The sequence below is a fragment of the Pseudomonas sp. PS1(2021) genome, from assembly GCF_020405165.1.
GTDB lineage: Bacteria > Pseudomonadota > Gammaproteobacteria > Pseudomonadales > Pseudomonadaceae > Pseudomonas > Pseudomonas aeruginosa.
Genome location: NZ_CP084484.1, coordinates 4465630 through 4491491 on the forward strand (window position 1 = coordinate 4465630; position 25862 = coordinate 4491491).

25 protein-coding genes, 2 tRNA genes and 1 pseudogene are annotated in these 25862 nt (G+C 63.6%); 19 read left to right on the forward strand and 9 right to left on the reverse strand.

The window, feature by feature from the left end:
* The first annotated feature begins 52 nt into the window (after positions 1-52).
* A complete protein-coding gene (gene nadC / locus LE197_RS21365) occupies positions 53-901 on the forward strand; it encodes a carboxylating nicotinate-nucleotide diphosphorylase (protein WP_003122081.1) in 849 nt (282 codons plus the stop codon).
* A gap of 52 nt (positions 902-953) precedes the next feature.
* Here nadC and LE197_RS21370 read toward each other — a convergent pair.
* The 3 genes from LE197_RS21370 to LE197_RS21380 all read right to left on the reverse strand — a co-directional run bounded on the left by LE197_RS21370 (position 954) and on the right by LE197_RS21380 (position 3007).
* Positions 954-1029, reverse strand: a tRNA-Thr gene (locus LE197_RS21370).
* Between the two features lie 52 nt (positions 1030-1081).
* Positions 1082-2467 (reverse strand): O-antigen ligase family protein, encoded by a 1386-nt coding sequence (locus LE197_RS21375; RefSeq protein WP_003122080.1) that lies wholly within the window; start codon positions 2465-2467, stop codon positions 1082-1084.
* Between the two features lie 75 nt (positions 2468-2542).
* On the reverse strand, positions 2543-3007 hold the full coding sequence (locus LE197_RS21380) for a pilin (RefSeq protein ID WP_003122079.1): 465 nt from the start codon (positions 3005-3007) through the stop codon (positions 2543-2545).
* Positions 3008-3237: 230 nt separating this feature from the next.
* Between LE197_RS21380 and pilB the strand changes: the two genes are divergently transcribed.
* From pilB to yacG, 5 genes are read left to right on the forward strand one after another with little or no spacing between them, the layout of a single operon-like run.
* The gene (pilB, locus tag LE197_RS21385) at positions 3238-4938 is read left to right on the forward strand and encodes a type IV-A pilus assembly ATPase PilB (RefSeq protein ID WP_003122078.1); all 1701 of its coding nucleotides are present in this window, start codon (positions 3238-3240) and stop codon (positions 4936-4938) included.
* A 3-nt stretch (positions 4939-4941) separates the two neighbouring features.
* The gene (locus LE197_RS21390; protein WP_003107299.1) at positions 4942-6159 is read left to right on the forward strand and encodes a type II secretion system F family protein; all 1218 of its coding nucleotides are present in this window, start codon (positions 4942-4944) and stop codon (positions 6157-6159) included.
* The gene (pilD, locus tag LE197_RS21395) at positions 6160-7032 is read left to right on the forward strand and encodes a type IV prepilin peptidase/methyltransferase PilD (RefSeq protein ID WP_003107301.1); all 873 of its coding nucleotides are present in this window, start codon (positions 6160-6162) and stop codon (positions 7030-7032) included.
* The gene (coaE, locus tag LE197_RS21400) at positions 7029-7640 is read left to right on the forward strand and encodes a dephospho-CoA kinase (RefSeq protein ID WP_003094654.1); all 612 of its coding nucleotides are present in this window, start codon (positions 7029-7031) and stop codon (positions 7638-7640) included. Before pilD ends, coaE begins: the two co-directional genes overlap by 4 nt.
* A complete protein-coding gene (yacG, locus tag LE197_RS21405; protein ID WP_003094656.1) occupies positions 7637-7837 on the forward strand; it encodes a DNA gyrase inhibitor YacG in 201 nt (66 codons plus the stop codon). Before coaE ends, yacG begins: the two co-directional genes overlap by 4 nt.
* A 36-nt stretch (positions 7838-7873) precedes the next feature.
* Here yacG and LE197_RS21410 read toward each other — a convergent pair whose 3' ends face one another.
* The 4 genes from LE197_RS21410 to LE197_RS21425 form a co-directional block, all read right to left on the reverse strand.
* On the reverse strand, positions 7874-8083 hold the full coding sequence (locus LE197_RS21410; RefSeq protein ID WP_003094660.1) for a hypothetical protein: 210 nt from the start codon (positions 8081-8083) through the stop codon (positions 7874-7876).
* A gap of 105 nt (positions 8084-8188) precedes the next feature.
* Complete coding sequence (locus tag LE197_RS21415) at positions 8189-8878, reverse strand: energy-coupling factor ABC transporter permease (RefSeq protein ID WP_003103868.1); 690 nt, start codon at positions 8876-8878, stop codon at positions 8189-8191.
* Positions 8875-9345, reverse strand: coding sequence for a hypothetical protein (locus LE197_RS21420; protein WP_003103866.1), 471 nt, complete (start codon positions 9343-9345; stop codon positions 8875-8877). Before LE197_RS21420 ends, LE197_RS21415 begins: the two co-directional genes overlap by 4 nt.
* Positions 9342-9767, reverse strand: coding sequence for a GNAT family N-acetyltransferase (locus LE197_RS21425; RefSeq protein WP_003103865.1), 426 nt, complete (start codon positions 9765-9767; stop codon positions 9342-9344). Before LE197_RS21425 ends, LE197_RS21420 begins: the two co-directional genes overlap by 4 nt.
* Positions 9768-9899: 132 nt before the next feature.
* On the opposite strand from LE197_RS21425, the gene LE197_RS21430 reads away from it, so the two are divergent.
* The 4 genes from LE197_RS21430 (at position 9900) to LE197_RS21445 (ending at position 12542) form a co-directional block, all read left to right on the forward strand.
* Positions 9900-10529 (forward strand): DUF1780 domain-containing protein, encoded by a 630-nt coding sequence (locus LE197_RS21430; RefSeq protein WP_003094668.1) that lies wholly within the window; start codon positions 9900-9902, stop codon positions 10527-10529.
* A complete protein-coding gene (locus LE197_RS21435) occupies positions 10526-10975 on the forward strand; it encodes an MOSC domain-containing protein (protein ID WP_003094670.1) in 450 nt (149 codons plus the stop codon). Before LE197_RS21430 ends, LE197_RS21435 begins: the two co-directional genes overlap by 4 nt.
* 25 nt (positions 10976-11000) lie before the next feature.
* A complete protein-coding gene (locus LE197_RS21440) occupies positions 11001-11171 on the forward strand; it encodes a DUF3094 family protein (protein ID WP_003094672.1) in 171 nt (56 codons plus the stop codon).
* Between the two features lie 63 nt (positions 11172-11234).
* The gene (locus LE197_RS21445; RefSeq protein WP_003112837.1) at positions 11235-12542 is read left to right on the forward strand and encodes an NAD(P)/FAD-dependent oxidoreductase; all 1308 of its coding nucleotides are present in this window, start codon (positions 11235-11237) and stop codon (positions 12540-12542) included.
* A 39-nt stretch (positions 12543-12581) separates the two neighbouring features.
* On the opposite strand, the gene zapE is transcribed toward LE197_RS21445, so the two are convergent.
* On the reverse strand, positions 12582-13673 hold the full coding sequence (zapE, locus tag LE197_RS21450; RefSeq protein ID WP_049284759.1) for a cell division protein ZapE: 1092 nt from the start codon (positions 13671-13673) through the stop codon (positions 12582-12584).
* Positions 13674-14221: 548 nt separating this feature from the next.
* Here zapE and LE197_RS21455 point away from each other — a divergent pair.
* Together LE197_RS21455 and tpsA4 are read left to right on the forward strand one after the other, a co-directional pair.
* Positions 14222-15859, forward strand: a complete 1638-nt coding sequence (locus LE197_RS21455; RefSeq protein WP_031637874.1) for a ShlB/FhaC/HecB family hemolysin secretion/activation protein — start codon at positions 14222-14224, stop codon at positions 15857-15859.
* Between the two features lie 48 nt (positions 15860-15907).
* Positions 15908-20106, forward strand: a pseudogene (gene tpsA4, locus LE197_RS21460) (two-partner secretion system exoprotein TpsA4).
* Between the two features lie 229 nt (positions 20107-20335).
* Here tpsA4 and LE197_RS21465 read toward each other — a convergent pair.
* A tRNA-Ser gene (locus tag LE197_RS21465) sits at positions 20336-20465 on the reverse strand.
* 19 nt (positions 20466-20484) lie between these two features.
* Here LE197_RS21465 and LE197_RS21470 point away from each other — a divergent pair.
* Genes LE197_RS21470 through dnaB form a run of 7 tightly spaced genes read left to right on the forward strand, consistent with a single transcriptional unit; the run spans position 20485 to position 25613 of the window.
* Entirely contained in the window at positions 20485-21345 is an 861-nt protein-coding gene (locus LE197_RS21470; RefSeq protein ID WP_003157048.1) for a ParA family protein, read from the forward strand.
* Between the two features lies 1 nt (position 21346).
* Positions 21347-22084, forward strand: coding sequence for a hypothetical protein (locus tag LE197_RS21475; protein WP_023108754.1), 738 nt, complete (start codon positions 21347-21349; stop codon positions 22082-22084).
* Positions 22081-22578 (forward strand): hypothetical protein, encoded by a 498-nt coding sequence (locus tag LE197_RS21480; RefSeq protein WP_003111783.1) that lies wholly within the window; start codon positions 22081-22083, stop codon positions 22576-22578. Before LE197_RS21475 ends, LE197_RS21480 begins: the two co-directional genes overlap by 4 nt.
* On the forward strand, positions 22575-23450 hold the full coding sequence (locus LE197_RS21485) for a Lar family restriction alleviation protein (RefSeq protein WP_003157046.1): 876 nt from the start codon (positions 22575-22577) through the stop codon (positions 23448-23450). The genes LE197_RS21480 and LE197_RS21485 overlap by 4 nt, the downstream gene beginning before the upstream one ends.
* Entirely contained in the window at positions 23450-24151 is a 702-nt protein-coding gene (locus LE197_RS21490; RefSeq protein WP_003157045.1) for a DUF2786 domain-containing protein, read from the forward strand. The genes LE197_RS21485 and LE197_RS21490 overlap by 1 nt, the downstream gene beginning before the upstream one ends.
* Positions 24148-24273 carry a hypothetical protein gene (locus tag LE197_RS36935; protein ID WP_003117026.1) on the forward strand — a complete coding sequence of 42 codons (126 nt, stop codon included), beginning with the start codon at positions 24148-24150 and terminating at the stop codon, positions 24271-24273. Before LE197_RS21490 ends, LE197_RS36935 begins: the two co-directional genes overlap by 4 nt.
* Positions 24270-25613, forward strand: coding sequence for a replicative DNA helicase (gene dnaB, locus LE197_RS21495; RefSeq protein ID WP_023082650.1), 1344 nt, complete (start codon positions 24270-24272; stop codon positions 25611-25613). The genes LE197_RS36935 and dnaB overlap by 4 nt, the downstream gene beginning before the upstream one ends.
* Positions 25614-25862: the final 249 nt, after the last annotated feature.

Genomic DNA, 25862 nt, shown 5'->3' on the forward strand with positions numbered 1-25862 from the left:
ACGCCGTCCGCTGCGCTCCGTATAATCGCCCGATCTCGTACAGGAGCCCGCCATGCCTAACCTCACCCTTGCCGACCTCCAAGGCGAAATCCAGGCCAACGTCCGCACCGCCCTGGCGGAAGACGTCGGCGGCGGCGACCTTACCGCTCATTTGATCGATCCACAGCGCGAGGCCGAGGCCCGGGTGATTACCCGCGAGCACGCGACGATCGCGGGCCGCGCCTGGGTCGACGAGGTCTTCCGCCAGGTCGATCCCCGAGTGCTGGTGACCTGGCAGGTGGAGGACGGCCAGCGAGTCGAGCCGAACCAGATGCTGTTCCAGCTAAAAGGTCCGGCCCGCGCCCTGCTCACCGGCGAGCGCAGCGCGCTGAACTTCCTCCAGCTGCTTTCCGGTACCGCCACCCGCAGCCAGCACTACGCCGACCTGGTCGCCGGCACCGCGGTGAAGCTCCTCGACACGCGCAAGACCCTGCCCGGCCTGCGCCTGGCGCAGAAGTACGCGGTCACCTGCGGCGGTTGCCACAACCATCGCATCGGCCTCTACGATGCCTTCCTGATCAAGGAAAACCACATCGCCGCCTGCGGCGGTATCGATCGGGCAATCGCCGAAGCCCGGCGCATAGCACCCGGCAAGCCGGTGGAAGTGGAAGTGGAGAACCTCGATGAACTGCGCCAGGCGCTGGAGGCCGGCGCCGATATCGTCATGCTCGACGAACTCAGCCTGGACGACATGCGCACCGCCGTCGCCCTCACCGCCGGCCGTGCCAAGCTGGAAGCTTCCGGCGGAATCAACGAGGGCACCCTGCGCAACATCGCCGAGACCGGCGTCGACTACATCTCCATCGGCACCCTGACCAAGGATGTCAGGGCCGTCGACCTGTCCATGCGCCTCACCCTCTGAACGAATCGCAGGTAATAAAAAGCCCCGCCGAAGCGGGGCTTTTTATTGCGACTGGTGCCGGATAGAGGAATCGAACCCCCGACCTTCTCATTACGAATGAGCTGCTCTACCGACTGAGCTAATCCGGCGGCGCGGGGAAGGTATCACTCGGCACAGCCGGATTTCAACCGATATTCCCCCTCACATGGGAATCCAACCCTGAATCCAGAAACGTGGCGCCTCACCGCCGCCGTGGATTTCCAGGTAGCGCTCCTCGGCCGCGGTCAGCCCCGGCACCTCGAGCAGCAGCACGCGCCCCAGCACGACAATGACAACGACAGCCAGGCCCCGACAGAGCCAGCGCTGTGCGGGGGACGGCGCGACCGGCTTCGACCAGCGTGCCATGGCGATGCCTACCAGCAAGGCCAATACGGTCTGGGTGAAGGGCATGACGAACACGCCGTCCACCTGGGCCAGGACCAGGACCGAAACGAGGGCCAGCCACAGTCCGGCATCCATCGGATCGCCCTGTTCACGCAGGTAACGCGCGCCGCGAAGCAGACCAAGGGTCATCAGTCCAACCACCAGAAGGCCAGCGACCCCGCCCCATTCAGCGAACCACTGCAGCAGCATCTGGTGCGGGTGGGCACCGACGCTGTTCGGCACCGCCGAGAAATGCATGGGCCCGACCCCAAGCAAAGGATGGGCTACGAACATGCCCCAGGCATCTCGCCACAACACGTCGCGCAGAGACAGACCACTGCGCATACCGGACATGAGGGTCATGTCGATACCTAGCCAGGTCGGCAAGGCAACCATTAACAGGAAATAGAGCGCCAACCCGACGAATGCCGCGGACAACTGGACGATCAAAAAGCGGCGCCCCACGGGGCCGATCCAGCAAAGCGCGAGATGCGCGACGGCGAAACCCAACCAGAGCCCGCGTCCAGCCAAGGCGAAGGAGATGCACCATTGGATGGCCAGCAGCAGCATGACAAGCCAGGACAGTCTGAACCGCCCGGTCTCTCGCAGGTACAACCCCAGCGCAGCCATCAGCGGCAGCAGCATGGCCTGGAACTGCCCCATGGTCCGGACGTTGGAAAAGCCGCTGAGCAGAACCCTGGGATTCAACTCACGGAGCCCGCTGACGAAGGCCGCGAGATAGGAAAGCAGGAACTGGTAGCAGAAGAACCCTCCCAACACGACCACCCCCCAGAGGGCGATACGGCGAACCCACTCTGGGCTGGCGGATATATTGAAGGAAAACAGCATCAGGCCGGCGAATACCGACCATTCCTTGAATGCCCAGGAAGGATTGGCGGAGAGAAATGCGGAAACGCTGCCTAGACCCAAGATAACCAACAGTGTTACCTGAACCATCCTTCTGGCAAATGACAGACGAGAAGAAAAGAGCAGCAGGAGTGACGATCCACTCAACACCACCAATTGGAGTATTCGCTGCTGATCATGCCAGTTCTTGGAAACCCCGCAGTAAACAACGGGAGAAAGCAGAAGAATACTTATCAGCAATAATAGAATAGTACGCGACGCCTTACCCATCCTTTCCCAGGCTAGCCAAATTCGCATCACATGGGCTCCAGAATGAAAACGCCCCGCAATGCGGGGCGCTTCCTTCACACTCAAAACAACTCAAAAAACCGATTAGGATTTCGGGCAATTAGCCGGAGCGTAGTTGGGCTTCCAAGCTGTAGGAGTTTTGGTGATTTTGCAGTTCCAGACTCCGTCATTTTTACGCGAAACAGTGATTACAGCCCCTTTGATAGCGGAACCAGAAGATTTACCCAAGGTAGCGACCAACTCAACGGTGCCATCTTTATTGTCCGTTACCTGGATCTGACTCTTACCAGAACCATCTAGCAAAGTAGACTCGGTGAAGCCAATGTCATACTGGGTATCTTTAGGAGTCGCGCTGGAAACAATCTCCTTCCCTTCCAGAATCGCCGACTCCGCAGCGGTCTTCAGCGCGCTGACTTCACTCACGGCACGGGTCACCTGGGTACGGGCGGTGTAGTCCTGGTATTGCGGGATGGCAATGGCGGCCAGGATGCCGATGATCGCAACCACGATCATCAGTTCGATCAGAGTAAAACCCTTCTGAGCTTTCATGAATATCTCCATGTGGTATGTATAGGCCAAACGCCTTCCCCCTTCAAAGCAGGTTGCATGCCAACCTTTCAAACGCCCTCCTTTCGCAACTCTTGCGGGGACTTCGAAAGTGTTCCGCTCTCCCCTGCCGGCAATATGTGACACTTTTTGGCATCTCGGAATCGTCGGTTTGGCAGCCCCAGGCATCTGCGTTATAAGTCTCGCTCCAAGCCTTCTTCAGATGTTCCCCAATGAACGATTCCACGCCTCTCAGCGGCCTTGCCAAGCAACTGGTCCTGAACGAACTCCTCGACGAAAAGACCGCCCGCCAGGCCCAGGTGCAGGCCGCGCGCAACAAGCAGTCGCTGGTCAGCCACCTGGTCCAGGCCAAGCTGGTGCAGAGCCGGGCGTTGGTCGAGGTGGCCGCCGAGCAGTTCGGCATCGCCTATTGCGACCTGAACAGCCTGGACCGGGAAAGCATTCCGAAGGATGTCATCAGCGAGCGCCTGGTCCGCCAGCACCGTGTGTTGCCGCTGTGGAAACGCGGCAACAAACTGTTCATCGGTCTCTCCGACCCGACCAACCACCAGGCGGTCACCGATATCCAGTTCAGCACCGGTCTCACCACCGAAGCCCTGCTGGTGGAGGACGACAAGCTCGGCGTAGCCATCGAGAAGCTCTACGAGGGCGCTATGGACGCTCTCGGCGACCTCGGTGACATCGATCTCGACGGGGTCGATGTCGGCAAGGCGGAAAGCGCCAGCCAGGACGACGGCGGCGACGATGCCGAAGATGCCCCGGTGGTGCGCTTCGTCAACAAGATGCTGCTCGACGCCATCCGCGGCGGCTCTTCCGACCTGCACTTCGAGCCCTACGAAAAGACCTACCGGGTGCGCTTCCGTACCGACGGCATGCTCCACGAAGTGGCCAAGCCGCCGATCCAGTTGGCCAGCCGCATTTCCGCGCGACTCAAGGTAATGGCCGGCCTGGATATCTCCGAACGGCGCAAGCCGCAGGACGGGCGGATCAAGATGCGCGTGTCGAAGACCAAGTCGATCGACTTCCGCGTCAACACCCTGCCGACCCTGTGGGGCGAGAAGATCGTGATGCGGATCCTCGACTCCTCCAGCGCGCAGATGGGCATCGACGCACTGGGCTACGAAGAGGACCAGAAGGAACTCTACCTGGCCGCGCTCAAGCAGCCACAGGGCATGATCCTGGTCACCGGCCCCACCGGCTCGGGCAAGACGGTTTCGCTGTACACCGGTCTGAACATCCTCAATACCACCGACATCAACATCTCCACCGCTGAAGACCCTGTGGAGATCAACCTGGAAGGCATCAACCAGGTCAACGTCAACCCGCGTCAGGGCATGGACTTCTCCCAGGCGCTGCGCGCCTTCCTGCGCCAGGACCCGGACGTGATCATGGTCGGCGAGATCCGCGATCTGGAGACTGCCGAGATCGCCATCAAGGCGGCGCAGACCGGGCATATGGTGATGTCCACCCTGCACACCAACAGCGCCGCCGAGACCCTGACCCGCCTGCTGAACATGGGCGTGCCGGCGTTCAACCTGGCGACCTCGGTGAACCTGATCATCGCCCAGCGCCTTGCGCGAAAACTCTGTTCGCACTGCAAGAAAGAACACGACGTGCCGAAGGAAACCCTGCTTCACGAAGGTTTCCCGGAAGAGCTGATCGGCACCTTCAAGCTGTATTCGCCTGTAGGCTGCGAAAACTGCAAAGGCGGTTACAAAGGTCGCGTCGGTATTTATGAAGTGGTTAAAAACACCCCCGCCCTGCAGCGGATTATCATGGAAGAAGGCAACTCCATCGAGATCGCCGAGCAAGCCCGCAAAGAAGGCTTCAACGATCTGCGCACCTCAGGCCTGCTGAAAGCCATGCAGGGAATCACCAGCCTGGAGGAAGTCAACCGCGTGACCAAGGATTAATCCATGGCGGACAAAGCGTTAAAGACCAGTGTCTTCGTATGGGAAGGCACTGACAAGAAAGGCACCAAGGTCAAGGGCGAGCTGTCCAGCCAGAACCCGACCCTGGTCAAGGCGCAACTGCGCAAGCAGGGCATCACGCCGGTCAAGGTCCGCAAGAAAGGCATCTCCCTGCTGGGGGCGGGGAAGAAGATCAAGCCTATGGACATCGCCCTGTTCACCCGCCAGATGTCCACCATGATGGCCGCCGGCGTGCCGCTGCTGCAGTCGTTCGACATCATCAGCGAAGGCTTCGACAATCCGAACATGCGCAAGCTGGTGGAGGAGATCAAGCAGGAAGTCGCCGGCGGCAACAGCCTGGCCAACTCGCTGCGCAAGAAGCCGCAGTACTTCGACTCGCTCTACTGCAACCTGGTGGACGCCGGCGAACAATCCGGCGCCCTGGAAACCCTGCTCGACCGGGTCGCCACCTACAAGGAAAAGACCGAGGCGCTGAAGGCCAAGATCAAGAAGGCCATGACCTACCCGATCGCGGTGATCGTCGTCGCCATCATCGTTTCGGCGATCCTACTGATCAAGGTGGTGCCGCAGTTCCAGTCGGTGTTCGAGGGCTTCGGCGCCGAACTGCCAGCCTTCACCATGATGGTCATCAACATTTCCAACGTACTCCAGGAATGGTGGCTCCTGGTACTGCTGATGATGGGCGGCGCCGGCTTCCTGCTGAACCACGCCTACAAGCGTTCGGAGAAGTTCCGCGACGCCACCGACCGCACGGTACTGAAGCTGCCTATCGTCGGCGCCATCCTCTACAAATCCGCCGTGGCACGCTACGCGCGGACGCTGTCGACCACCTTCGCCGCCGGCGTGCCATTGGTGGAAGCCCTCGACTCGGTTTCCGGCGCCACCGGCAACGTGGTGTTCAGGGACGCGGTGGGCAAGATCAAGCAGGACGTGTCCACCGGCATGCAGCTGAACTTCTCCATGCGCACCACCAACATCTTCCCCAGCATGGCCATCCAGATGACCGCCATCGGCGAGGAGTCGGGCGCGCTGGACGACATGCTGGCCAAGGTCGCTGGCTTCTACGAGCAGGAAGTGGATAATGCCGTGGACAACCTGACCGCCCTGATGGAACCGATGATCATGGCGGTCCTCGGGGTCCTGGTCGGTGGCCTGATCATCGCCATGTACCTGCCGATCTTCCAGCTGGGCAACGTCGTCTAAATGACCCTCCTCGACTACCTGGCCAGCCATCCGCTGGCCTTTGTCTTGTGCACCATCCTCCTCGGCCTGCTGGTCGGCAGCTTCCTCAACGTCGTCGTGCATCGCCTGCCGAAGATGATGGAGCGCAACTGGAAGGCCGAAGCCCGCGAAGCGCTCGGGCTGGAGCCGGAACCCAAGCAGGCGACCTACAACCTGGTGCTGCCGAATTCGGCGTGCCCGCGCTGCGGCCACGAGATCCGCCCCTGGGAAAACATCCCGCTGGTCAGCTACCTGGCGCTGGGCGGCAAGTGCTCGTCCTGCAAGGCCGCCATCGGCAAACGCTACCCCCTGGTGGAACTGGCCACCGCGCTGCTTTCCGGCTACGTCGCCTGGCATTTCGGCTTCACCTGGCAGGCGGGCGCGATGCTCCTGCTGACCTGGGGTCTGCTGGCGATGAGCCTGATCGATGCCGATCACCAACTGCTGCCGGACGTGCTGGTGCTGCCGCTGCTCTGGCTGGGCCTGATCGCCAACCATTTCGGCCTCTTCGCCAGCCTCGACGATGCGCTGTTCGGCGCGGTGTTCGGCTACCTGAGCCTGTGGTCGGTGTTCTGGCTGTTCAAGCTGGTGACCGGCAAGGAGGGCATGGGCTACGGCGACTTCAAGCTGCTGGCCATGCTCGGTGCCTGGGGCGGCTGGCAGATCCTGCCGCTGACCATCCTGCTGTCGTCGCTGGTCGGGGCGATCCTCGGGGTGATCATGCTGCGCCTGCGCAACGCCGAAAGCGGCACGCCGATCCCCTTCGGTCCCTATCTGGCGATTGCCGGGTGGATTGCTTTGCTCTGGGGTGATCAAATAACCCGGACCTATCTGCAATTCGCCGGATTCAAATGACCCAACCCTGGATACTAGGCCTCACGGGCGGTATCGGCAGCGGCAAGAGCGCAGCCGCCGAGCATTTCATTTCCCTCGGCGTCCACCTGGTGGACGCCGACCATGCCGCCCGCTGGGTGGTGGAGCCGGGGCGTCCGGCCCTGGCGAAGATCGTCGAACGCTTCGGCGACGGCATTCTCCTGCCCGATGGCCAGCTCGACCGCGCCGCCTTGCGCGAGCGGATCTTCCAGGCGCCGGAGGAACGGCGCTGGCTGGAGCAATTGCTGCACCCGCTGATCGGCGCGGAGATCGTCCAGTACCTGGCCAGGGCCGAATCACCCTACGCTATCCTGGTCTCGCCGCTACTGGTGGAGTCCGGCCAGCGCCAGATGACCCAGCGCGTGCTGGTGGTGGATACCCCGGAACATCTGCAACTACAGCGCACCATGCTTCGCGACAAGGTCTCCGAGGAGCAGGTGCGCTCGATCCTCCAGGCCCAGGCCCGGCGCGACGAGCGCTTGAAGCACGCCGACGACGTGCTGGTCAACGACGGCGACCTGTCCCACCTGCAGCGTGAAGTCGAACGACTGCACGCCTTCTACCTGACCTTGCGAGGAGGCCGAGCATGAGCCAGCCCCTGACCGTGGAGTGCCCGACCTGCGGCGCGCCCGTCGAATGGAAAAGCGACAACAAGTACCGCCCCTTCTGCTCCGACCGCTGCAAGCTGATCGATCTCGGCGCCTGGGCCGCCGAGGAACATGCGATCCCCGGCGACACCCTGGAAGACGATATCTTCTCCGCCGACCTGCCACCTCGCGAGCATTGAACGCAACGGGCCAGCCAATCCGGCTGGCCCGTTCCTTCAGGGACGCATGAAAGCGTAGTCGCGCTGGTCGTCGAGATTCTCCGCAAGAAATTGCAGTTCGCTGGCCAGGTCGCCAGCATCGCGCTCCGCCCGGTTCAGTTCGACGATTGCGCTGAGCAACGCGCGCAGGCGCATTGCCCGGTCCGCCTCGTCACTCTTCGACAGCAACTCTCGCAGGCCCTCTCGGGCCCATTCATGGACACCCATGTTCCGCTCCTCACCTGGGAAAACGGCAGGATCGCGGCCAGCTTCGTCCGAAACACTGACGCAAGTCAGCCGCCGCCCGCCATGAACCTGGCGAATGACTGGTCATCAGGGCTTGCGCTCTTCGTCCTTCCAGGGCGCCTGCAGGTAGCGCGTGCGATTGAAGGTTTCCAGCCACTCCGGGTAGTAGACCACCAGGCCGGTGATCACCGTGCCGTTGATGAAGGCCTCGGGGAACATGATCAGCCACAGGTAACCAGCGAAGTCCTCCAGCCAGGGCGGCATCGGGAAAAGGCCGTCGATCCAGACCACGCCAAGGCCGAGCAGCAGGACCACCACCGCGGTGAGGGCCGCCGGGAAGAAACCGCAGCAGAAGATGTAGACGAACAGGTTGCGCGGCTGGCGCTTTTCCACGAACAACGCCGCCAGCTCCGCGATCAGCGCGGGGATCGCCACCAGCAGCACGCCGTTGACGCCGATCGCCAGCCAATCCTGGCGGCCGAGCAGGCACAAGCCCAGTTGCGCCACCAGCCCCACCACGATCGCCAGCGGCCAGTCGAGCAGCAAGGTGACGGCGGTCATACCGATGAAATGGAAGGACAGTCCCGACTCGAAGTCCCGGCGCACCAGCCAGAGCAGGAACAGCCCGAGCATGGTACCGAACACCAGGTGCTGGCGGCGGGTATCGCTGACCAGCTCGACCCAGGGCGCGCGCCAGGCGGCGAGCAGCAGCACCGGCGCATAGATGGCCCAGCCCAGTTCCAGGCTTTCCGCCGACAGCAATTCGGCAGCGATCACGGCTGCAGTTGTTCCAGGGCGATGCGCAGGGCCACCGGCGAATCCAACTGGCGGGTTTCCAACACGCGGCGCTGCTCCAGCCTGACCCAGAGGACCTTGCCCTCGTCCGAGGCATAGCGAGAAGCGATGGCCGCGTCGCGATCGAGCAGCACCGGATAACTGTAGTCACGCATGGCCGGCACCGCGAAAAGCCGGGAAATCAGCGCCGGCATGCGGCTGATGTCCGCCAGGAACAGCGCGTGGCGTGCCTCCAGGTAGCCCTTTGGGCGTTCCGCCAGCGCCGCCTTGACCAGCTTCGAGCCGTCCATGTCCCGCGCCACCAGCAGGACCCGGGTGGAGTCGTCCAGCGAGTGCGCCTTTTCGAACTGGTCCTGCAACGTCCAGGGCTCCAGGGTGGAGCCCTTCTCCACGGCCAGCGCCAGGCCGGGCAGCAGCATGGCCAGCAGAACCCAATGCAGTCGTTTCACGCGTGTCCCTCCCGAGTGGAAAATACCTGGATGTCCTTGCGCCGCTCCCAGTCCGACTGGGCTCGCCAGAATGCCTGTGCCTCCTCGGCGGCATCCAGGACGAAGACATGGGATTTGCCGATCCCCTCCCTCGCCAGGCGTGCCAACACCTCGTCGAGCATCCGCCGCGCCAGCCCCAGCCCTCGATAACCGGGATCGACCACCAGGTGCTGGAGGTAACCACGGCGACCGTCATGCCCGGCCATCAGGCAGGCGATCACCTCCCCTTCGGTTTCGACCAGCAGGCTCAGCCCGGGGTTGCGTTGAAGGTAGGCGAGGAAGAAGGGATAGGCGTCCTCCGCACGGAGGCGGATACCTGGCGTTCGCGACCATAGCGCGAAGAGTGCCGGGTGATCGGCGGCGATGACGCTGCGAAGTTGCATCGGAACGGCTCCGGCCCAAGGGGAACGGCAGTGTACACCGAGCCTCGCCGCTGGCGCGCTCCGGGACGGATTGTCGCAGCCGGAACGCCTGCGGGCTGGAAAGCGGGCCCGCCGGCAGACTAAGCTGAGCCCATGAACGAAGCGGATTATCTGCGCCTGCTCACCCGTCAGGCCGAACAAGCCAACGACTTCCTCTCCAACGCACGTAAATGGGACCGCGAGCGCTGGGTCTGCCAGCGCTTCCTCGAAGCCCTCAACGTGCCCTATCGCCAGGAGGATTTCGCCGCCCCCGGGGAACAGCCGCCGGACGTCCTGTTCAAGGGTGCCGGCTTCGAGGTGTTCTTCGTCCTCGATGAAGGTCGCCGGCTGAACGAGGAGTGGCGCGAGGAACTGACCCGTCGCCGCCAGGCCGTCAGCCTGCGCCAACTGATCCGCCGCGAAGAGCGGCCACAACGGATCGCCGCCGCCGAGCTGCAGGCACGGCTGGCGCCAACCCTGCGCAAGAAGGCGCACAACTATAGCGAGCGCGGCATCGACCACGGCGAACTGGACCTGCTGGCCTTCGTCAACCTGAAGCGCGCGGTGCCCGATTTCAATACGCCCTTCCCGCCGCCCACCGAATACCTGCGCCAAGGCTGGCGCTCGCTGTCGATGGTCGGTCCGACCTTTGCCCGGGTGCTCTTCGCTCACTCCGGCGCCCCCGAATTCCTGCGCGCCAACCTCGGCCGCAGCATCCTGTTCGACGCCGGGGTAGGCCTGTGAGCGAAGGGCGGGTGAAGTGGATCGGCGTGCGCTCCGGCAGCCGCGCGCCGATCCAGGAACTGGAGGCGGTGGAGGCACGGCGCGGCCTGGGACTGACGGGCGACCACCCGCACCCGCCGCGCCAGGTCACCCTGGTGCAATGGGAACACATCGAGGCCCTCGGTACCCTGCTGGGCAGGCCGCTGTTGCCCAACGAGATGCGCCGCAACATCGCCGTCGCCGGCATCAACCTGCTCAGCCTGAAGGACCGTCGCTTCCGCCTCGGCGGCGCGCTGCTGGAAACCACTGGCTGGTACCAACCCTGCGGACGCCTGGAAAAGCACATCGACCACCGCACGCTGAAAAGCGTGCGCGAACAGGGCGGCATCACCGCGCGGGTGATCGGCAGCGGAGTGATCCGCCTCGACGATCCGCTGGTGATCGAGCCCCCTGTCTGTCTAGAATGACCGACATCGAAAACGGAGGCCTGCCATGTCCAGCCGACTGAGCCCCGAAGACCAGCAGAAGGTCGAGCAGTACCTCGCCTCGCCGCTGCACCAGGTCGAGCGTGCGCCGTTCCGCCCGTGGTTCCTGATGTTCGTCCTGCTCGCCGTGGTCATCGGCCTGGGCCTGCTCAGCCGCCTCCTCAGCTACCTGGCCTGAGTCGTCCGGTCGAGCCACGCTCCCGACGACCGCCTCACGGAATTCCCACTATGAGATATCCACATGTCCCATCGCATCGTGATCGTCGGCGGCGGCGCCGGCGGGCTGGAGCTCGCCACCCGTCTCGGCCGCACCCTGGGTAAACGCGGCAAGGCCCAGGTCACCCTGGTCGACGCCAACCTCACCCACATCTGGAAACCCCTGCTGCACGAAGTCGCCGCCGGCTCGCTCAACTCCTCCGAGGACGAGCTGAACTACGTCGCCCAGGCGAAGTGGAACCACTTCGAATTCCAGCTCGGCCGCATGCAGGGCCTGGATCGCGCCGGCAAGCGGGTCCGCCTGGCCGCACTGGTGGACGAGAATGGCGTTGAACTGGTTCCCGAGCGCGACATCGCCTACGACACCCTGGTGATCGCCGTCGGCAGCACCACCAACGACTTCGGCACCGAGGGCGCTGCGGAACACTGCATTTTCCTCGATACCCGCGCCCAGGCCGAACGCTTCCATCGCCAGCTGCTCGGCCAGTACCTGCGTGCGCATACCGGGCACGACGCGAACAACAACGCAGTGAGTATCGCCATCATCGGCGCCGGCGCCACCGGCGTCGAACTGGCTGCGGAACTGCACCACGCTGCGCAGATGCTGGCCGCCTACGGGCTCGACCGGATCCGCCCGGAAGACCTGCACATCAGCCTGGTCGAAGCCGGCCCACGGGTGCTGCCGGCGCTGCCCGAGCGTATCAGCCAGCCGGTGCACCAGACCCTGAGCAAGCTCGGCGTACGGGTGATGACCGGCTCGGCGGTGAGCAAGGTAGATGCGGACGGCCTCTGGACCGGCGACGGCGAGTTCGTCCCGGCGACGCTCAAGGTCTGGGCGGCAGGCATCCGGGCTCCGGCCTTCCTCAAGGAACTCGACGGCCTGGAAAGCAACCGTATCAACCAACTGGTGGTCCGCCCGACCCTGCAGACCACCCGCGACGACGACATCTTCGCCTTCGGCGACTGCGCCGCCTGTCCCCAGCCGGCGCAACCGGGAGAGCAACCGCGCAACGTGCCGCCGCGCGCCCAGGCCGCGCACCAGCAGGCCTCGCTGCTAGTGAAATCGCTACGTGCCCGTCTCGAAGGCAAGCCGCTGGGCGAATATCACTACCGCGACTACGGTTCGCTGATCTCGCTGTCGCGCTTCAGCGCGGTCGGCAACCTGATGGGCAATCTGATGGGTAGCGTCATGCTCGAAGGCTGGCTGGCGCGGATGTTCTACGTATCGCTATACCGCATGCACCAGATGGCGTTGTACGGTCCGCTGCGCACCGCGATGCTGATGCTTAGCGGCCGCCTGCGCAGCACCGAGCCACGCCTCAAGCTGCACTGAGCCATTACGCCCCGTTTGCCGTCGGCGCGGGGCGTTCCTTCAACAGCGAAGCTGGCGCAACTGCGCCAGCCGACTGGCGGTACGCTGCATGTCCGCAGGCAGGTCGCTGCCCTCGACCAGGTCCGGCAGCGCCTTTTCGGCACTCAGGAAAAAACGCCGGTCATTGTCGTAAAGGACGTCGACGAGATTGATGAAGCGCTGCTGGGCGGCGACCGAACAGCGCGCCATCGGCGGTACGCCCTCCAGCACCCAGGTAGAGAAGCGTTCGCCGAGGGCAAGGTAGTCCATCACCGCGGTTGGCGCCTCGCAAAGGTCGGCGAAGGCGAACCACACCAGGTCGCCGCACACCGCGCGCGCCTGCAACGTCCTCGCGCCGCTTTGCAGGGTCACGCGTTGCGAGGGCTCGGGCGCGGACAAGCCCAGCTCGTCCAGGCAAGCGCATGAGGCTGGCCAGCAATACCCGCCGCTGGCATAACCGGAAGCGATCTCCTGCCGCGGCGAAATCGTCCGGTAGTCCCGGGCGCCGGCTACTTCCAGCACTTCCATGCGCGTCTCGATCAACCGGATCGCCGGCAGAAAGCGTTCGTGGTAGAGCGGATTGGGCAGCAGTTGCCGCGGCGCGTAGTTGGAGGTGCAGACCAGGGTGATCTTCCTGCGGAACAGCTCCCTGAACAGGCGTGTTATCAGCATCGCGTCGCCAATGTCGTGGACATGGAATTCGTCGAAGCAAAGCAGCCGGCAATCTCCTAGCAGTTCATCGAGCGCACCGCCCAGGGCATCGGGCCGCCCCTGGCGGCGGAACATACCGTCATGAAGCCGGCGAAAGAACGCATGGAAATGCGTCCGGCGCAGGCCCTGCAAATCGGCGCTGCGAAAGAAGCCATCCATCAGCCAGCTCTTGCCGCGCCCGACCGGCCCCCACAGGTAGAGGCTGCGCGGCGCTTGCCGGAATAGCGACGGACCTCGACGCAAGCGCTCCGCCAATCGATCGAGATGAAGAATGGCATTGCCCTGGGCTGCGTCCAGCACATAGCCGCGCCGTTGCGCCTCTTGGTGGAAATAGCGGGCTACGGGCGTTGTGGGCTTGGTGCCGGTCATGGGTGAACGCCACGAAAAAGAACCGAAAGACACACTCCGTTGATGCTCAGCCTGAGAGGGCCCTTAAACCGAGAACGGCATTCTAGCGCTGCGTCCTGCCCATGCTCCAGCCGCCAGACCGAACGGCGGGCGATAGTCGGACAGGCCCTTTGATCATGACCGCCACGGTCGCGATACGGAGTCGCGCTCAGCCGCTACTTCCGCCCCACTGTTTCCGCCGCTTCCGCTGCCGAGCCCATTATCACCGGAGTTTTTTCCTACAGCAGTCCTCCCAGTCCCCTACGAAAACCAAGAAGTTCTACCGGCCAAAGCCAGAAAACTACGATTGTCGCCGTTTCAGCCTCGCCTCAGGCTATCGCCCACTCGATTCTCCGCCTTGAAACCGATCGTTCTGCACATGCCTGCGGATATCGGCTTCTTTTCTCTGCAAGAACCGCGCTCCGGGCCGATTGACCATGCATCCAGCTTTTCCGCGTAACCAGGCTAGCCTTTCTTTCCCACCTCCCTCTCCAAAACCTTCCGGCAGTTCCACTTCGATCGTTCCATCCCTCAGGGCCGGACCGCTGCTCCGTACGGGCCTCATGGGAATGGCCATGTTGTCGTCCTGCCTTGCCAATGCCGCCCCGGATGCGGGGCAGGCGCTGCGTGACGTGGAAAGCCGACGCCTGAACCTGCCCGCGCCGGTGGAACTGGACGCCGAGCGCCCCAGCCCCGAGGACGGCGTATCACGGGCTGCCGAAGAGGGCGGCCCGACGGTGCTGGTCAAGCGCTTCCAACTCAGCGGCAACAGGCAGTTCGACGATCGACGCCTGCTGGCGCTCCTGCACGACCTGCCGGGCCAGGAACTCAATCTGAGCCAATTGCACGCCGCCGCCGCCCGCATCGGCGATTTCTATCAGGAAAAGGGATATGTGCTGGCGCGCGCCTTCCTCCCGGCACAGGAAATCCAGGATGGAACGGTACGCATCGAAGTGCTCGAGGGACGCTACGGCAGGATCGAACTGCACAACACGTCCCGAACGCTGGACCGCGTTCTACTCCGCCCCTTGAGCGCACTCGAACGAGATACCGCGGTCCAGGGCTCGGAGCTGGAGCGTGCGCTTCTGCTCCTGAGCGACATTCCCGGCCTCCAGGCCAAAGGCACCCTGCTGCCGGGCCAGGCGCAGGGAACCACGGACTTGCGCGTCGAGGCCCGCCCCGGCCCACTGGTCGGCGGCAGGCTGGAGGCAGACAACTATGGCGGCCGCTACATGGGGGAATATCGCCTGGGAACCACCCTCGACTTCAACAGTCCGCTGCGACTGGGCGACCAGGCGAGACTGAGCCTGCTGGGCAGCGACCGGCACCAACGCTACTACCGTGCAGCCTATCAACTGCCCCTTGGTTCCCGAGGCACGCGCATCGGACTGGCCCACGCCGAGACGACCTATCGACTGGTACGCGATTTCTCGCGCCTGGACGCCCATGGCCGGGCCATTACCGACAGTCTGTTCGTCAGCCAGCCCCTGCTGCGTAGCCGCAGCTTAAGCCTGTCCACCCAGTTGCAATATGAAAACAAGCGACTTCGCGATGACCAGGAGCGTACCGGGAGGCATAGCCGCAAGGAGATCCGCCTGTGGACCGCCAGCATCAGCGGAAACGCCCAGGACCGCTTGTTTGGCGGTGGACAGAGCGGCTTCTCGCTGGCCTATGCCCACGGCCAGCTCGCCATCGACTCCGGCGAAGAGCGGCTGCTGGACCGCTACACCATCGGTACCGCCGGCAGCTTCGACAAGATCATGCTCAACGCCGTACGCCTGCAGCACCTGGGCGACCGCCTGCAGTTGTTCGCCCAACTCAACGCCCAGTGGAGCGGCGGCAACCTCGACAGCGCGGAACAGTTCGACATGGGCGGCCCCTACGGCGTTCGGGCGTTCCCCCTGGGCAGCTACAAGGGCTACGGCGACGAAGGCTGGCAAGCCAGTGCGGAGCTGCGCTACAGCCTGGCTCCGGGCTGGCAGCTGAGTTCGTTCGTCGACCAGGGCGCGGTGGAATTCCTCAAGCACCCCAACACCACGGAAGGCAATCGCAACCGCATGGCCGCCGTCGGCAGCGGCGCAACCTGGTACGGAACGGATCACCAGGTCAGCCTGACCGCCGCCTGGCCCCTGAGCCAGGAAAACAACATCGAGCCCGAGCGCACTCCCCGGCTGTGGCTGCAAGCGACCCGCTACTTCTGAGCAAGCTCCCGCCCGCCATGCCGGCGGGCCCCACTGAAAGGAAAAGCCATGAACAAGAGCTATACGCTGGTCTGGAACCAGGCCACAGGCTGTTGGAACGTCGCAAGCGAAGGTACCCGTCGGCGCAGCAAGAGCGGACGCGGCAAGGCGCTCGTAGTCGCCGGAGCGTCACTGCTCGGCCTGTTCTGCCAGGCCCCCGCCTTCGCCCTGCCCAGCGGCGCCACGGTCGTTTCAGGCGATGCCGGATTCCAGACATCCACCGATGGCCGGCATATGGTCATCGACCAGCAGAGCCACAAGCTGATCACCAATTGGAACGAGTTCAGCGTCCGTGCCGATGAGCGGGTCAGCTTCCACCAGCCGGGCCAGGACGCCGTCGCCCTGAACCGGGTGATCGGCCGCAACGGCAGCGATATCCAGGGGCGGATAGATGCCAACGGCAAGGTCTTCCTGGTCAATCCCAACGGCGTGGTCTTCGGCAAGTCCGCCCAGGTCAATGTAGGCGGCCTGGTGGCTTCCACCCTGGACCTGGCCGACAGGGACTTCCTCGCCGGCAACTACCAGTTCTCCGGCGACTCCGGCGCAACCGTAAGCAATGCCGGCAGCCTGCAAGCCAGCGAAGGCGGCAGCATCGCCCTGCTGGGCGCCCGGGTCAGCAACGACGGCGTGATCCAGGCGCAACTCGGCGACGTGGCCCTGGGCGCAGGCCAGGGCATCAACCTCAATTTCGACGGCGACGGCCTGCTCAACCTGCAGGTGGACAAGGGCTCGGTCGACGCTCTCGCACACAACGGCGGCCTCATCCGCGCCGATGGCGGCCAGGTGCTGATGAGCGCCCGCAGCGCCGACAGCCTGCTCAAGACCGTCGTCAACAACCAGGGCACTCTCGAGGCCAGGACGCTACGCAGCGCGGAAGGACGCATCGTCCTCGACGGCGGCGAACAGGGGACCGTGCGGGTGGCCGGCAAGCAGGACGCCAGCGCCATCGGCGGAGGCAATGGCGGCCTGGTGCTGAACCAGGGCGCGAACGTCGAGATACAGCGAACCGCGCAGGTGGACACCCATGCCGACCAGGGCGCAACCGGCACCTGGAGGATTCTCTCGCACGAGGTCAGCGTAGCCGCTGTCGGCCAGGCAAACGCTGCCGGTGATGGTTCCGGCCAGGTCCATGTAGCGCAGGGCCCAGCCGGGGCCAATGCGTCCGATAGCAACGGCGTGACCATCGTTCAGCAGCAGCCGGCCGTCGACCTCGCCGCCGGTGCCAACGGTACCTCCGCAGTGCAGAGCCAGAGCGGCGCCAACATCGGCTCGGGCGCCAGTGGCATCAGCGTCGTGCAAAGCCAGAATGGCGCCAATATCGGCGCCGGCGCGAGTGGCATCAGCGTCGTGCAGAGCCAGAACAGCCCCAACATCGGCTCGGGCGTCAATGGCGTGACTGTCGTGCAGAGCCAGAACGGTGCCAATATCGGTTCTGGCGCAAGTGGCATCACCGTTGTGCAAAGCCAGAATGGCGCAAATATCGGTTCAGGCGCGAGTGGCATCAGCGTCGTGCAGAGCCAGAGCGGCCCCAGCATCGGCTCGGGCGTCAATGGCGTCACAATCGTGCAGAGCCAGAGCGGTGCCAACATCGGCCCCGGCGTCAGCGGAATCGATGTCGTCCAGACCCAGACTCTCCCCAACCTGAGCCCAGGCGCCAATGGCTCCAGCATCGTCCAGGTCCAGACGCTACCCGATATCGCCGCCGACGCCGGCAATGTGCATGTCGTGCAGGTCCAGACCGGCGGTAACAAGGTCTTCGGCAACTCCGCCACCAACGTCAGGTCACGTACCGTTCAGGCCCGGAGCAACGAGAATGTCGGTTCCGGCCTGGCGAATCCAAGCAGCGCGGGAAAAGGCCCGACGTTGCATGCCGATACCCTGGCCCGCAACCTTTCCACAAGCAACGTCGAAGTGGTCGCCACCCGGGGCAACGCGCATGTCGGCGCGCCGCTGTCCTGGGACAGCGGCAACGGCCTGACGCTAACCGCCGAGCGCGGGGACCTCAGGATCAATGGCGCGCTGACGGCCCAGGAGAAAACGCCAGCCTTACTCTCAATGCCGGGCAGCGCCCTCTCCGTATCGACAACAGCCTCTCTCTCACTGGCCAGGGAGCCCGGGTCGAATTCAATTCGGACAAGGGTTATGCCCTGGCCGAAGGCACCCGGATCACCCTGTCCGGCAAGAACGCAGGATTCCGCGCCAATGGGCGGGACTACAGCGTGATCCAGGACCTGCAGCAGTTGCGCGGCATCGATAGGAACCTGGGCGGCAGCTATGCCCTCGGCAATCGAATCGCAGGCGGCCATTCCAGCTTCCTGTCGATAGGCAACGCCAGCGCCTTCGGCGGTACCTTCGACGGCCTGGGCAACACCATCGATAATCTCGCCGTCTACGGCACCGGCGCCTACTCCGGCCTGTTCAGCGTCAACCGGGGCACCCTTCGCAACCTGAACCTGGAACGCATTTCCGCCGATGGAGCACAGGCCACCCACTACAACGTCCAAGTCGGTAGCCTGGCCGCCGTCAACCTCGGTCGCATCGACAATGTGAACGCCAGCGACATCCGTATCGCCGCGGCCTCGCAGCTGAACAGCCTCGGCGGGCTGGTCGCGCTGAACCTGGGCAGCATCGACAACGCCAGCGCCAGCGGCACGCTGGTCGGCAACCGCCACACCTATGCTCTGGGCGGACTCGCAGCCGAAAACATCAGCACAGCCAGGGGCGTGGCCAGCATCTCCAACAGCCGGGCCGATTTTGCCATCTCCGGCCAGTTGAAGGACCATGCCAGCCACTACGGCGCGGGGGGCCTGGTAGGCAGGAACCGCGGCGGCCTCATCCGCAGCAGCGGCAGTCAGGGAACGCTGTCGCTGAGCGGTCACGGGATGAACCTGGGAGGACTGGTCGGATACAGCTCCGCCGGCGGACTGGCGGACGTTTCCGCCTCCGTCGACGTCTCAGGCAACGGACAGCGCGGCCTGTACGGTGGGCTCATCGGCCTCAACGTAAACAGTGGTATTGCCCACGCCACGGCCAGCGGCAAGGTCCGGGGCACAGACGCGGAAGCACTGGGCGGGCTGATCGGCCGGAACCTGAACGCGGCCATCAACAACGCCAGCGCCCATGGCGATGTCAGCCTGCAAGCCGGTCGCTACCTGGGAGGCCTGATCGGCCACAACCAGGCAGGCAACCTGGCCAACGTCAGTGCCAGCGGCAACCTGAGTGGTGGGTCGCTGCTCCAGGCCGGCGGCCTGATCGGTCTCAACGCCAATGCCTCGCTGGTCAATGCCTCCGCCAAGGGCAATGTCGCTACCCGCGGAGCAGAAGCGGTTGGCGGTCTGCTCGGAGAAAACCTGTACGGCTCCGTCATCAACGGTTCCGCCAGTGGCGAAGTCACCGACGGCAGCGGCAAAACCCTGGGTGGCCTGATAGGGTCCAACCTCGGCGGCAATCATTCCAACCTGAAGGCCTCCGGGTGGGTAAACGCAGGGGCGAACAGTGACGTGGGAGGGCTGATCGGCCACAACCGGGGCGGCAACCACAGCACCCTGGCGGCATCCGGCAATGTCACCGGGGGCAAGGGCAGTCGCGTCGGCGGACTCGTCGGCTATAACGATGCCGCCTCGCTGACGAACGTCTCGGCTTCGGGCAACGTCAGCGCCAGTGGTTCCAGGGCCATCGGCGGGTTGATCGGCAGTGACCTGCGAGGTTCGCTGATGCTCGCCAGCAGTCATGGAATCGTGAACGACAAGACCGGCCACAACCTGGGAGGGTTGGTCGGCCGCGGTGAAAACACCTCGATCCGCTCCGCCAAGGCCAGCGGTGCGGTGAGCGGAGGCGCCGGGATCAGGGCCGGCGGACTGGTCGGCTCCCTGGAGGGCTGGCAGGCTCTCATCCTGGGGGCCTCGGCCGGCGGCGATGTGACGGCGGGCTACGATAGCTATATTGGCGGGCTGGTGGGCTTCAGCACCGCCACCATCAGCGGCGCTTCCGCTTCCGGCAAGGTCGGAGGCTCGGGTCTGCTGGGCGGCCTGGTCGCCTGGAACCAGGGGAATGTCATGGGTTCTTCGGCCAGCGGCAGGCTGGAGCCACAAATCCCCAACCAGATCCATGGCGGACTGTTCGGCATCAATTTTGGCTGGCAGTCCTGGAACTCGGTATACGGGGCTGCGGCGACCGTTCCAATGATAGGTCGCCACTACAACCTGTGAATCGATTCTCCCGGTACCCGTACCGGGAGGCTTCCTGTTCGATGGAGCGGCCGGGCCTCAGGGCCCGCCGCCTCCAGACGCTCGATGAATGCCATGCGGGAAGGCCAGGCGTCGGAGAAACAGGGCTGGAAGAGCGGCCCCTCCTCCTTCCCACAGGCCAGCATTCGGAAAATAAGGGTACAGAAACGAAAAAGCCCACCTTCGCAGGTGGGCTTTTTCGTCTTGAATATGGTGGGTCGTGTAGGATTCGAACCTACGACCAATTGGTTAAAAGATAATTGGTTGTAGGCATGTGGGAAGAACGAGCCATCCCACTCCTAGCATTCAACGCTGCCTAACTCTGCAGCCTCTAATGACCCCACATTAGAGGCTGAGAACATGATAGCGACTTCGGTCATTTCCACGAAGGGTGGTGCAGGCAAAACCACCACCACCGCCAACCTCGGTGCGATCTGCGCCGATGCCGGCCTAAAAACCCTCCTGATCGACCTGGACCCCGTCCAGCCCTCCCTATCCTCGTACTACGAGCTTCCGGAAGTTGCCCAGGGCGGCATCTACGACCTGCTCGCCGCCAACATAACGGACCCGGCGAGGATCATCTCCAGGACGATTATCCCCAACCTGGACGTCGTGATTTCCAACGACCAGAACAATCAGCTCAACAACCTACTGCTCCAGGCGCCCGATGGCCGGCTACGCCTGGCGAACCTGATGCCCGCTCTGAAAGAAGGCTACGACCTGGTGCTGATCGACACCCAGGGTGCGCGCTCTGCTCTCCTCGAAATGGTGGTGCTGGCATCGGACCTGGTTGTTTCCCCCCTCCAACCCAACATGCTTACCGCCCGCGAGTTCAACCGCGGCACCATGCAAATGCTCGACGGCCTACGCCCCTATGAGCGTCTCGGCATGCGGATCCCCAAGGTTCAGATCGTCATCAACTGCCTGGACCAGACCAATGACGCTCGGACCATCCACCACAACGTGCGAGCCATCTTCGACGAGCATCGGGACATTTCTGTCCTCGAAACGACCGTTCCGGATGCCGTTGTCTTCAGGAACGCCGCGTCTCTCGGGCTACCAGCCCACCGCCTGGAATACCGCCAGCCCTCGAACCGCACCTCACCATCCGCGCTTGAAATCATCCGCGACCTGGCCATCGAGATTTTCCCCGAGTGGACTGACCGCTTCCTCGCGCTGACGCCGGAGGCGGTAGCAGCACTGGTCAAGGGAGGGCGCTGACATGGCGAAGCCTCCTATCACCCAAGCCCGCGACGTCGACGCGGAACTTGTGCTGCAACTGAACAAGTTCGGCAGCGCCGCCGACCTTCGGAGCCAACAGGCCAAGTTGACCGGCGCTGCGCGAGAAATACGCAAGCTGACTGGTGGCGGTACCGACCTGTTCGGGAAGCTGGGTTGCTACTTGAGCTTCGAGCAAAAGCAGCTCCTACAAGACGCTGCGCGCTTGCTCGACTCGGTGAACCAGCAGGTCGAGCATGCGAAGGAAAAGCGTGATCGCGACGAGAAACAGGCCAAGAAGCGGCGTGAGCTGCGCGGGCGCCTGGCCAAGCAACTGGTCGCCTCGAACTACCCGCTTCCGGGAAATACGCTCGAAGAGCGGCTGGAAATCCTGCAGATCGCGTTGATCTACAACCGGGCCAAGGTGTTCGATCCCCTGTACTCCACGCACCAGCTCCACTCAAAACTCAAACGCTGGCTGGAGCGTCCCAAGCAGCTCATCGGGTGGCGCAGTGAAGCCGAGTATTTCGCTAGTCAGGTGGGGAGCCTGCGATGTGACTTCATTAGCCACCTGACTCACGAAATCGCCTACGACGATGGCAGAGAAGTCGAGGAGCGCCTGCGCGTCATCAAGCAGAAGGTCGCTGACTGCACCGCACAGATCGCTCTGACCAGCGAGGAGCAGGAAACCCTTCAGCTCTGGACAGACGCTCTGCAATCGGCTCCGGAGGGCCTCATATGAACCTCCAGAACCGCAACAACCTCATCCTGAGCCTGATCGCCGAGACCCAGTTCGACGCCTACGTGCAAGGCTACATGGCCAAAGCAGGCGCTGCCGCCGGTGCTTCCGACAATCTGCTGGTCGAGGCTGAAGGTGCTGCGATGCTGCAGGGCCTTGTCGCTCCGGTTCGCGCTCAGCAGCGTGCCTGTGGACAGCCCCTGCAGAACGCCCTGCTCCAAATCGCCCACGACCTACTGTTGCAGACGAAGTCGCAACTGGCCATCGCGGCCAATGCCAGCTCGATCCACGTGATCCAGCGGGACATGAACAGGGCTATCTGGAATATCGCGACTGCCATCGATCACCTGGCCGAGTTCGCCCAACCCTCCCAGGACACCGTGAAGGTCATCGAGCGGCTGATGCTCTTCGTCGGCAGCTCGCCTAGCCCGGAAGGCCAGCAACTGGCCGCAGAGGCAAGTGCAGTGCTTGGCATGAGCGAGGGGGGCCTGGCATGAAGCCTATGATTCAAGCCCACCTGGTCGAGCGCGACCAGTTCGGCTTCTGGACCCATCCGAACTATCCAGACCTGGCCGACAACTGCTCTTCCAACGAGGCGCAGGAAACGCTGCGCCGGCTTGGCCTTGAGTTGCAGACCGTCTTCATGGAGTCGGATGCGCCTCGCCTCTACGACTCTGCACGATCGGACCAACGATACAGCGAGTGGATCCCAACGCGACCCGAAGGCTCCGGTTGGTTCGTGCTATCGATCCACGATACCGATAACGGCCCGGTGTGCCAGTACGTGCGACCGCTCGGAGAGCACCTGAGTCCAATCGATCTCGATGCGGCAGCAGAACAGCATGAACGCCTGCTCAGCGAGGCTTGTGCCAAGGCCTTGAATCAGCGCGACGCCGCCCTGGCCAGGGTCGCCTCGCTTGAGTCCAAGCTGGAGGAGCTGGAGAAGCTGGAACCGGCAGCCCCGAGTGACCCCAAGCTCAAGCCCTGCCCGCTCTGCGGCAGCACGAACATTCGAATGCTGGAACCCGAGCTGCTCGACACCAATGCCTGGAACTGTGCCATTGAATGCCTGGACTGCCAGGTTTACATCGGGCCGTCCTACTGCGAGCCAGACACAGTAACAGCGAGGTATTCAGCACAGGTCGACTGGAACAGGCGCCCAAGCGCAAAAAACCACGCGGACGAGCGTGAGCAGTTCTTGATGGCCAACCTGCTCGCCGCCCTGGAGGTCGCACTGGGCGACGTAGCAGCCCTGGCTATTGTCGACCGGGTAAGACAGGTCGCAGACCGAATCTACCCAACTTCGAACCTCTCCCCTGACCGCTCCGCCACCGAGCAGGGCTCAACCTGCTGCAAGGGGGGCGCGTAATGGACAAGCAAAAAGTCCTCGCCAAGGTCGAGAAGCTGATGGCCCTGGCGAATGCCAAGGGGGCCACGCCGAACGAGGCGGAAACCGCATTGCGCCAGGCCGCGATCCTGAAGCGCCAGTTCGACCTCAGCGATACGGAGATCTCGGCCCACACGGTGGAAACCGCGTGCGTTCCCACTCGAACCAGGCGCTCTCCTGCCCCATGGCTGCATGAACTGGCCGGGATCTGCGCCAGTTCCTTCGGCTGCGACTACCTGGCGGCATACGCGATGCCAGCGGGCTGGACGTTCAAGTTCATGGGCCGAGGAATCGGCCCTGAGCTGGCCGCTCACGCCTACTCTACGCTCCACCACCAACTGGTGGCGGCGCGCTCGGCTCATGTCGCCCAACAGAAGCGCTGCAAGCTGTCGACCAAGCGCCGTCGCAGCAAGCTCTTCGTCGAAGGCTGGCTTCTCGCAGTGCGTTCGCTGGTACGTGACTTTGCCGGCAGGCCGGACGAGTCGACTCAAGCAGCCATCAAGGCCTACCTCGAACTACACCATCCGGCGTTGAAGTACCTGGAGCCGGCGGCGCCGACGAAGCCCCTGGCCTATGACCAGGCTTCGCTGCACGCAGGCTGGGAGCACGGCAAAAACACTCGCCTGCACCGCGGCGTCAGCCGGCGAGTTCAGGGCGCGCTCGAGCAGGGAGGTTCCCGATGACTCGCTCTGCTCTCTCGAACATCGCCATCGAGTCCGCCAAGGTGGAGGTGAAAGCGCTGGAGATCATCGGCGCCCCGGGCGGAAGCACGTTCATGCAGATCGGCCGGGAGGACTCGAAGTGAGTGTTCTGGAACTCACGCCGCCGCACTCCGTCGAGGCGGAGCAAGGGGTACTCGGCGGCCTGATGCTGGACAACGCGGCATGGGACATTGTCGGCGATCAGTTGCAGAAGGAGGACTTCTTCCGGCATGAGCATCGGCTGATTTTCACCGCCATCAGCGAGTTGGCCGCGAAGGACGCCCCGTTTGACGTCGTGACGGTGTCGGAAGCGATCGAAGACCTTCCAGAAGCCGGCGGGCTGGCCTACCTCGGCCAGCTCGCTGACAACACGCCCTCCGTGGCCAATATCGAGGCTTACGCGCAGATCGTTCGCGATCGGGCGCACCTGCGGCAGTTGATGTCTCTCGGGCACCACTGCACCAGAACCGCCTCGAACCACCAGGCGAATCCCTGTGAGGTTCAGGAGGAGATCGAGCAGAAGCTGTTCGCCCTCGGCCAAGATCAGCACAAGTCCGACTTTGTCGATATCAACAAGGGCCTCGCGAAGATCGTCGACACCATCGATTACCGCTTCAACAACAACGTGACGGTAACGGGGGTCCCGACAGGCCTGAAGGATCTCGACGAGCTCTCCGGCGGACTACAGAAGTCGGATCTCATCATCGTCGGTGCCCGTCCCTCGATGGGCAAAACGTCGTTTGCCCTCAACTTGATCGACGCCGCGCTACAGAGCGACCAACAGAAGTCTGTCCAGGTTTACAGCATGGAAATGCCAGCAGAGCAGCTGCTGTTCAGGCTTGCTGCCCTGCTCGGCCACCTGGACCTTGGCAAGCTGATGAAGGGCCAACTGCAAGAAGAGGATTGGCCCAGGCTGACCGTCGCGATCCAGCGCATAAACGACTATGGCAGCCGACTGGTCATCAACGACCAGGGCAACCTGACGCCGACAGAGCTGCGCGCCAAGGTTCGCCGTGCAGCCAGGAAGTACGGCCACCCCGTACTGATCCTGGTCGACTACCTGCAGCTGATGCGCTGCCCAGGCCTGGAAAACCGAGCCACCGAGATCTCGGAAATCTCCCGCTCGCTGAAAGCACTGGCCAAGGAAATGGATTGCCCCGTCGTGGCCCTGTCCCAGCTCAATCGCAGCCTGGAGAACCGGCCGAACAAGCGACCGAACAACGCAGACCTGCGTGAGAGCGGCGCAATCGAGCAGGACGCGGACGTGATCATGTTCGTGTACCGCGACGAGGTCTACCACCCCAACACCGAGGCCAAGGGCATTGCCGAAATCATCATCGGCAAGTACCGCAACGGCCCGATCGGCACCGTCCGCGCCGCCTTCATCGCCAACCAGACCCGCTTCGCCGACCTTGCACCAACTTGGCAGGGAGCTCTTGCATGAGCCCCTTCATTGAACTTCCGATCTCTCGCCGGCGGGAGCCGGCAAGGAGTCTAGTCATGCGTGACCAGCAGCCCGCTAACAATCTCCTTTCGATAGCGAGCGCCGAATGGATACAAGCCTTGCAGAACTTCTGCCACCACGGACGAGTGTATGACGGGTCCGCCGCCAATGCCTGGCTATTGGATGCCTGCCTACTTGTTCCCAGCGCTGCCCTCATCCACGGTGTCATCGAGTACATTCTTAACAGCC

Excerpts from the sequence above, each read along its gene's own strand:
- nadC (WP_003122081.1), top strand. The coding sequence starts at position 53 with ATGCCTAACCTCACCCTTGCCGACCTCCAAGGCGAAATCCAGGCCAAC.
- LE197_RS21375 (WP_003122080.1), bottom strand. The coding sequence starts at position 2,467 with ATGCGAATTTGGCTAGCCTGGGAAAGGATGGGTAAGGCGTCGCGTACT.
- LE197_RS21380 (WP_003122079.1), bottom strand. The coding sequence starts at position 3,007 with ATGAAAGCTCAGAAGGGTTTTACTCTGATCGAACTGATGATCGTGGTT.
- pilB (WP_003122078.1), top strand. The coding sequence starts at position 3,238 with ATGAACGATTCCACGCCTCTCAGCGGCCTTGCCAAGCAACTGGTCCTG.
- LE197_RS21390 (WP_003107299.1), top strand. The coding sequence starts at position 4,942 with ATGGCGGACAAAGCGTTAAAGACCAGTGTCTTCGTATGGGAAGGCACT.
- pilD (WP_003107301.1), top strand. The coding sequence starts at position 6,160 with ATGACCCTCCTCGACTACCTGGCCAGCCATCCGCTGGCCTTTGTCTTG.
- coaE (WP_003094654.1), top strand. The coding sequence starts at position 7,029 with ATGACCCAACCCTGGATACTAGGCCTCACGGGCGGTATCGGCAGCGGC.
- yacG (WP_003094656.1), top strand. The coding sequence starts at position 7,637 with ATGAGCCAGCCCCTGACCGTGGAGTGCCCGACCTGCGGCGCGCCCGTC.
- LE197_RS21410 (WP_003094660.1), bottom strand. The coding sequence starts at position 8,083 with ATGGGTGTCCATGAATGGGCCCGAGAGGGCCTGCGAGAGTTGCTGTCG.
- LE197_RS21425 (WP_003103865.1), bottom strand. The coding sequence starts at position 9,767 with ATGCAACTTCGCAGCGTCATCGCCGCCGATCACCCGGCACTCTTCGCG.
- LE197_RS21430 (WP_003094668.1), top strand. The coding sequence starts at position 9,900 with ATGAACGAAGCGGATTATCTGCGCCTGCTCACCCGTCAGGCCGAACAA.
- LE197_RS21440 (WP_003094672.1), top strand. The coding sequence starts at position 11,001 with ATGTCCAGCCGACTGAGCCCCGAAGACCAGCAGAAGGTCGAGCAGTAC.
- LE197_RS21445 (WP_003112837.1), top strand. The coding sequence starts at position 11,235 with ATGTCCCATCGCATCGTGATCGTCGGCGGCGGCGCCGGCGGGCTGGAG.
- LE197_RS21455 (WP_031637874.1), top strand. The coding sequence starts at position 14,222 with ATGGGAATGGCCATGTTGTCGTCCTGCCTTGCCAATGCCGCCCCGGAT.
- LE197_RS21470 (WP_003157048.1), top strand. The coding sequence starts at position 20,485 with ATGATAGCGACTTCGGTCATTTCCACGAAGGGTGGTGCAGGCAAAACC.
- LE197_RS21475 (WP_023108754.1), top strand. The coding sequence starts at position 21,347 with ATGGCGAAGCCTCCTATCACCCAAGCCCGCGACGTCGACGCGGAACTT.
- LE197_RS21480 (WP_003111783.1), top strand. The coding sequence starts at position 22,081 with ATGAACCTCCAGAACCGCAACAACCTCATCCTGAGCCTGATCGCCGAG.
- LE197_RS21485 (WP_003157046.1), top strand. The coding sequence starts at position 22,575 with ATGAAGCCTATGATTCAAGCCCACCTGGTCGAGCGCGACCAGTTCGGC.
- LE197_RS21490 (WP_003157045.1), top strand. The coding sequence starts at position 23,450 with ATGGACAAGCAAAAAGTCCTCGCCAAGGTCGAGAAGCTGATGGCCCTG.
- LE197_RS36935 (WP_003117026.1), top strand. The coding sequence starts at position 24,148 with ATGACTCGCTCTGCTCTCTCGAACATCGCCATCGAGTCCGCCAAGGTG.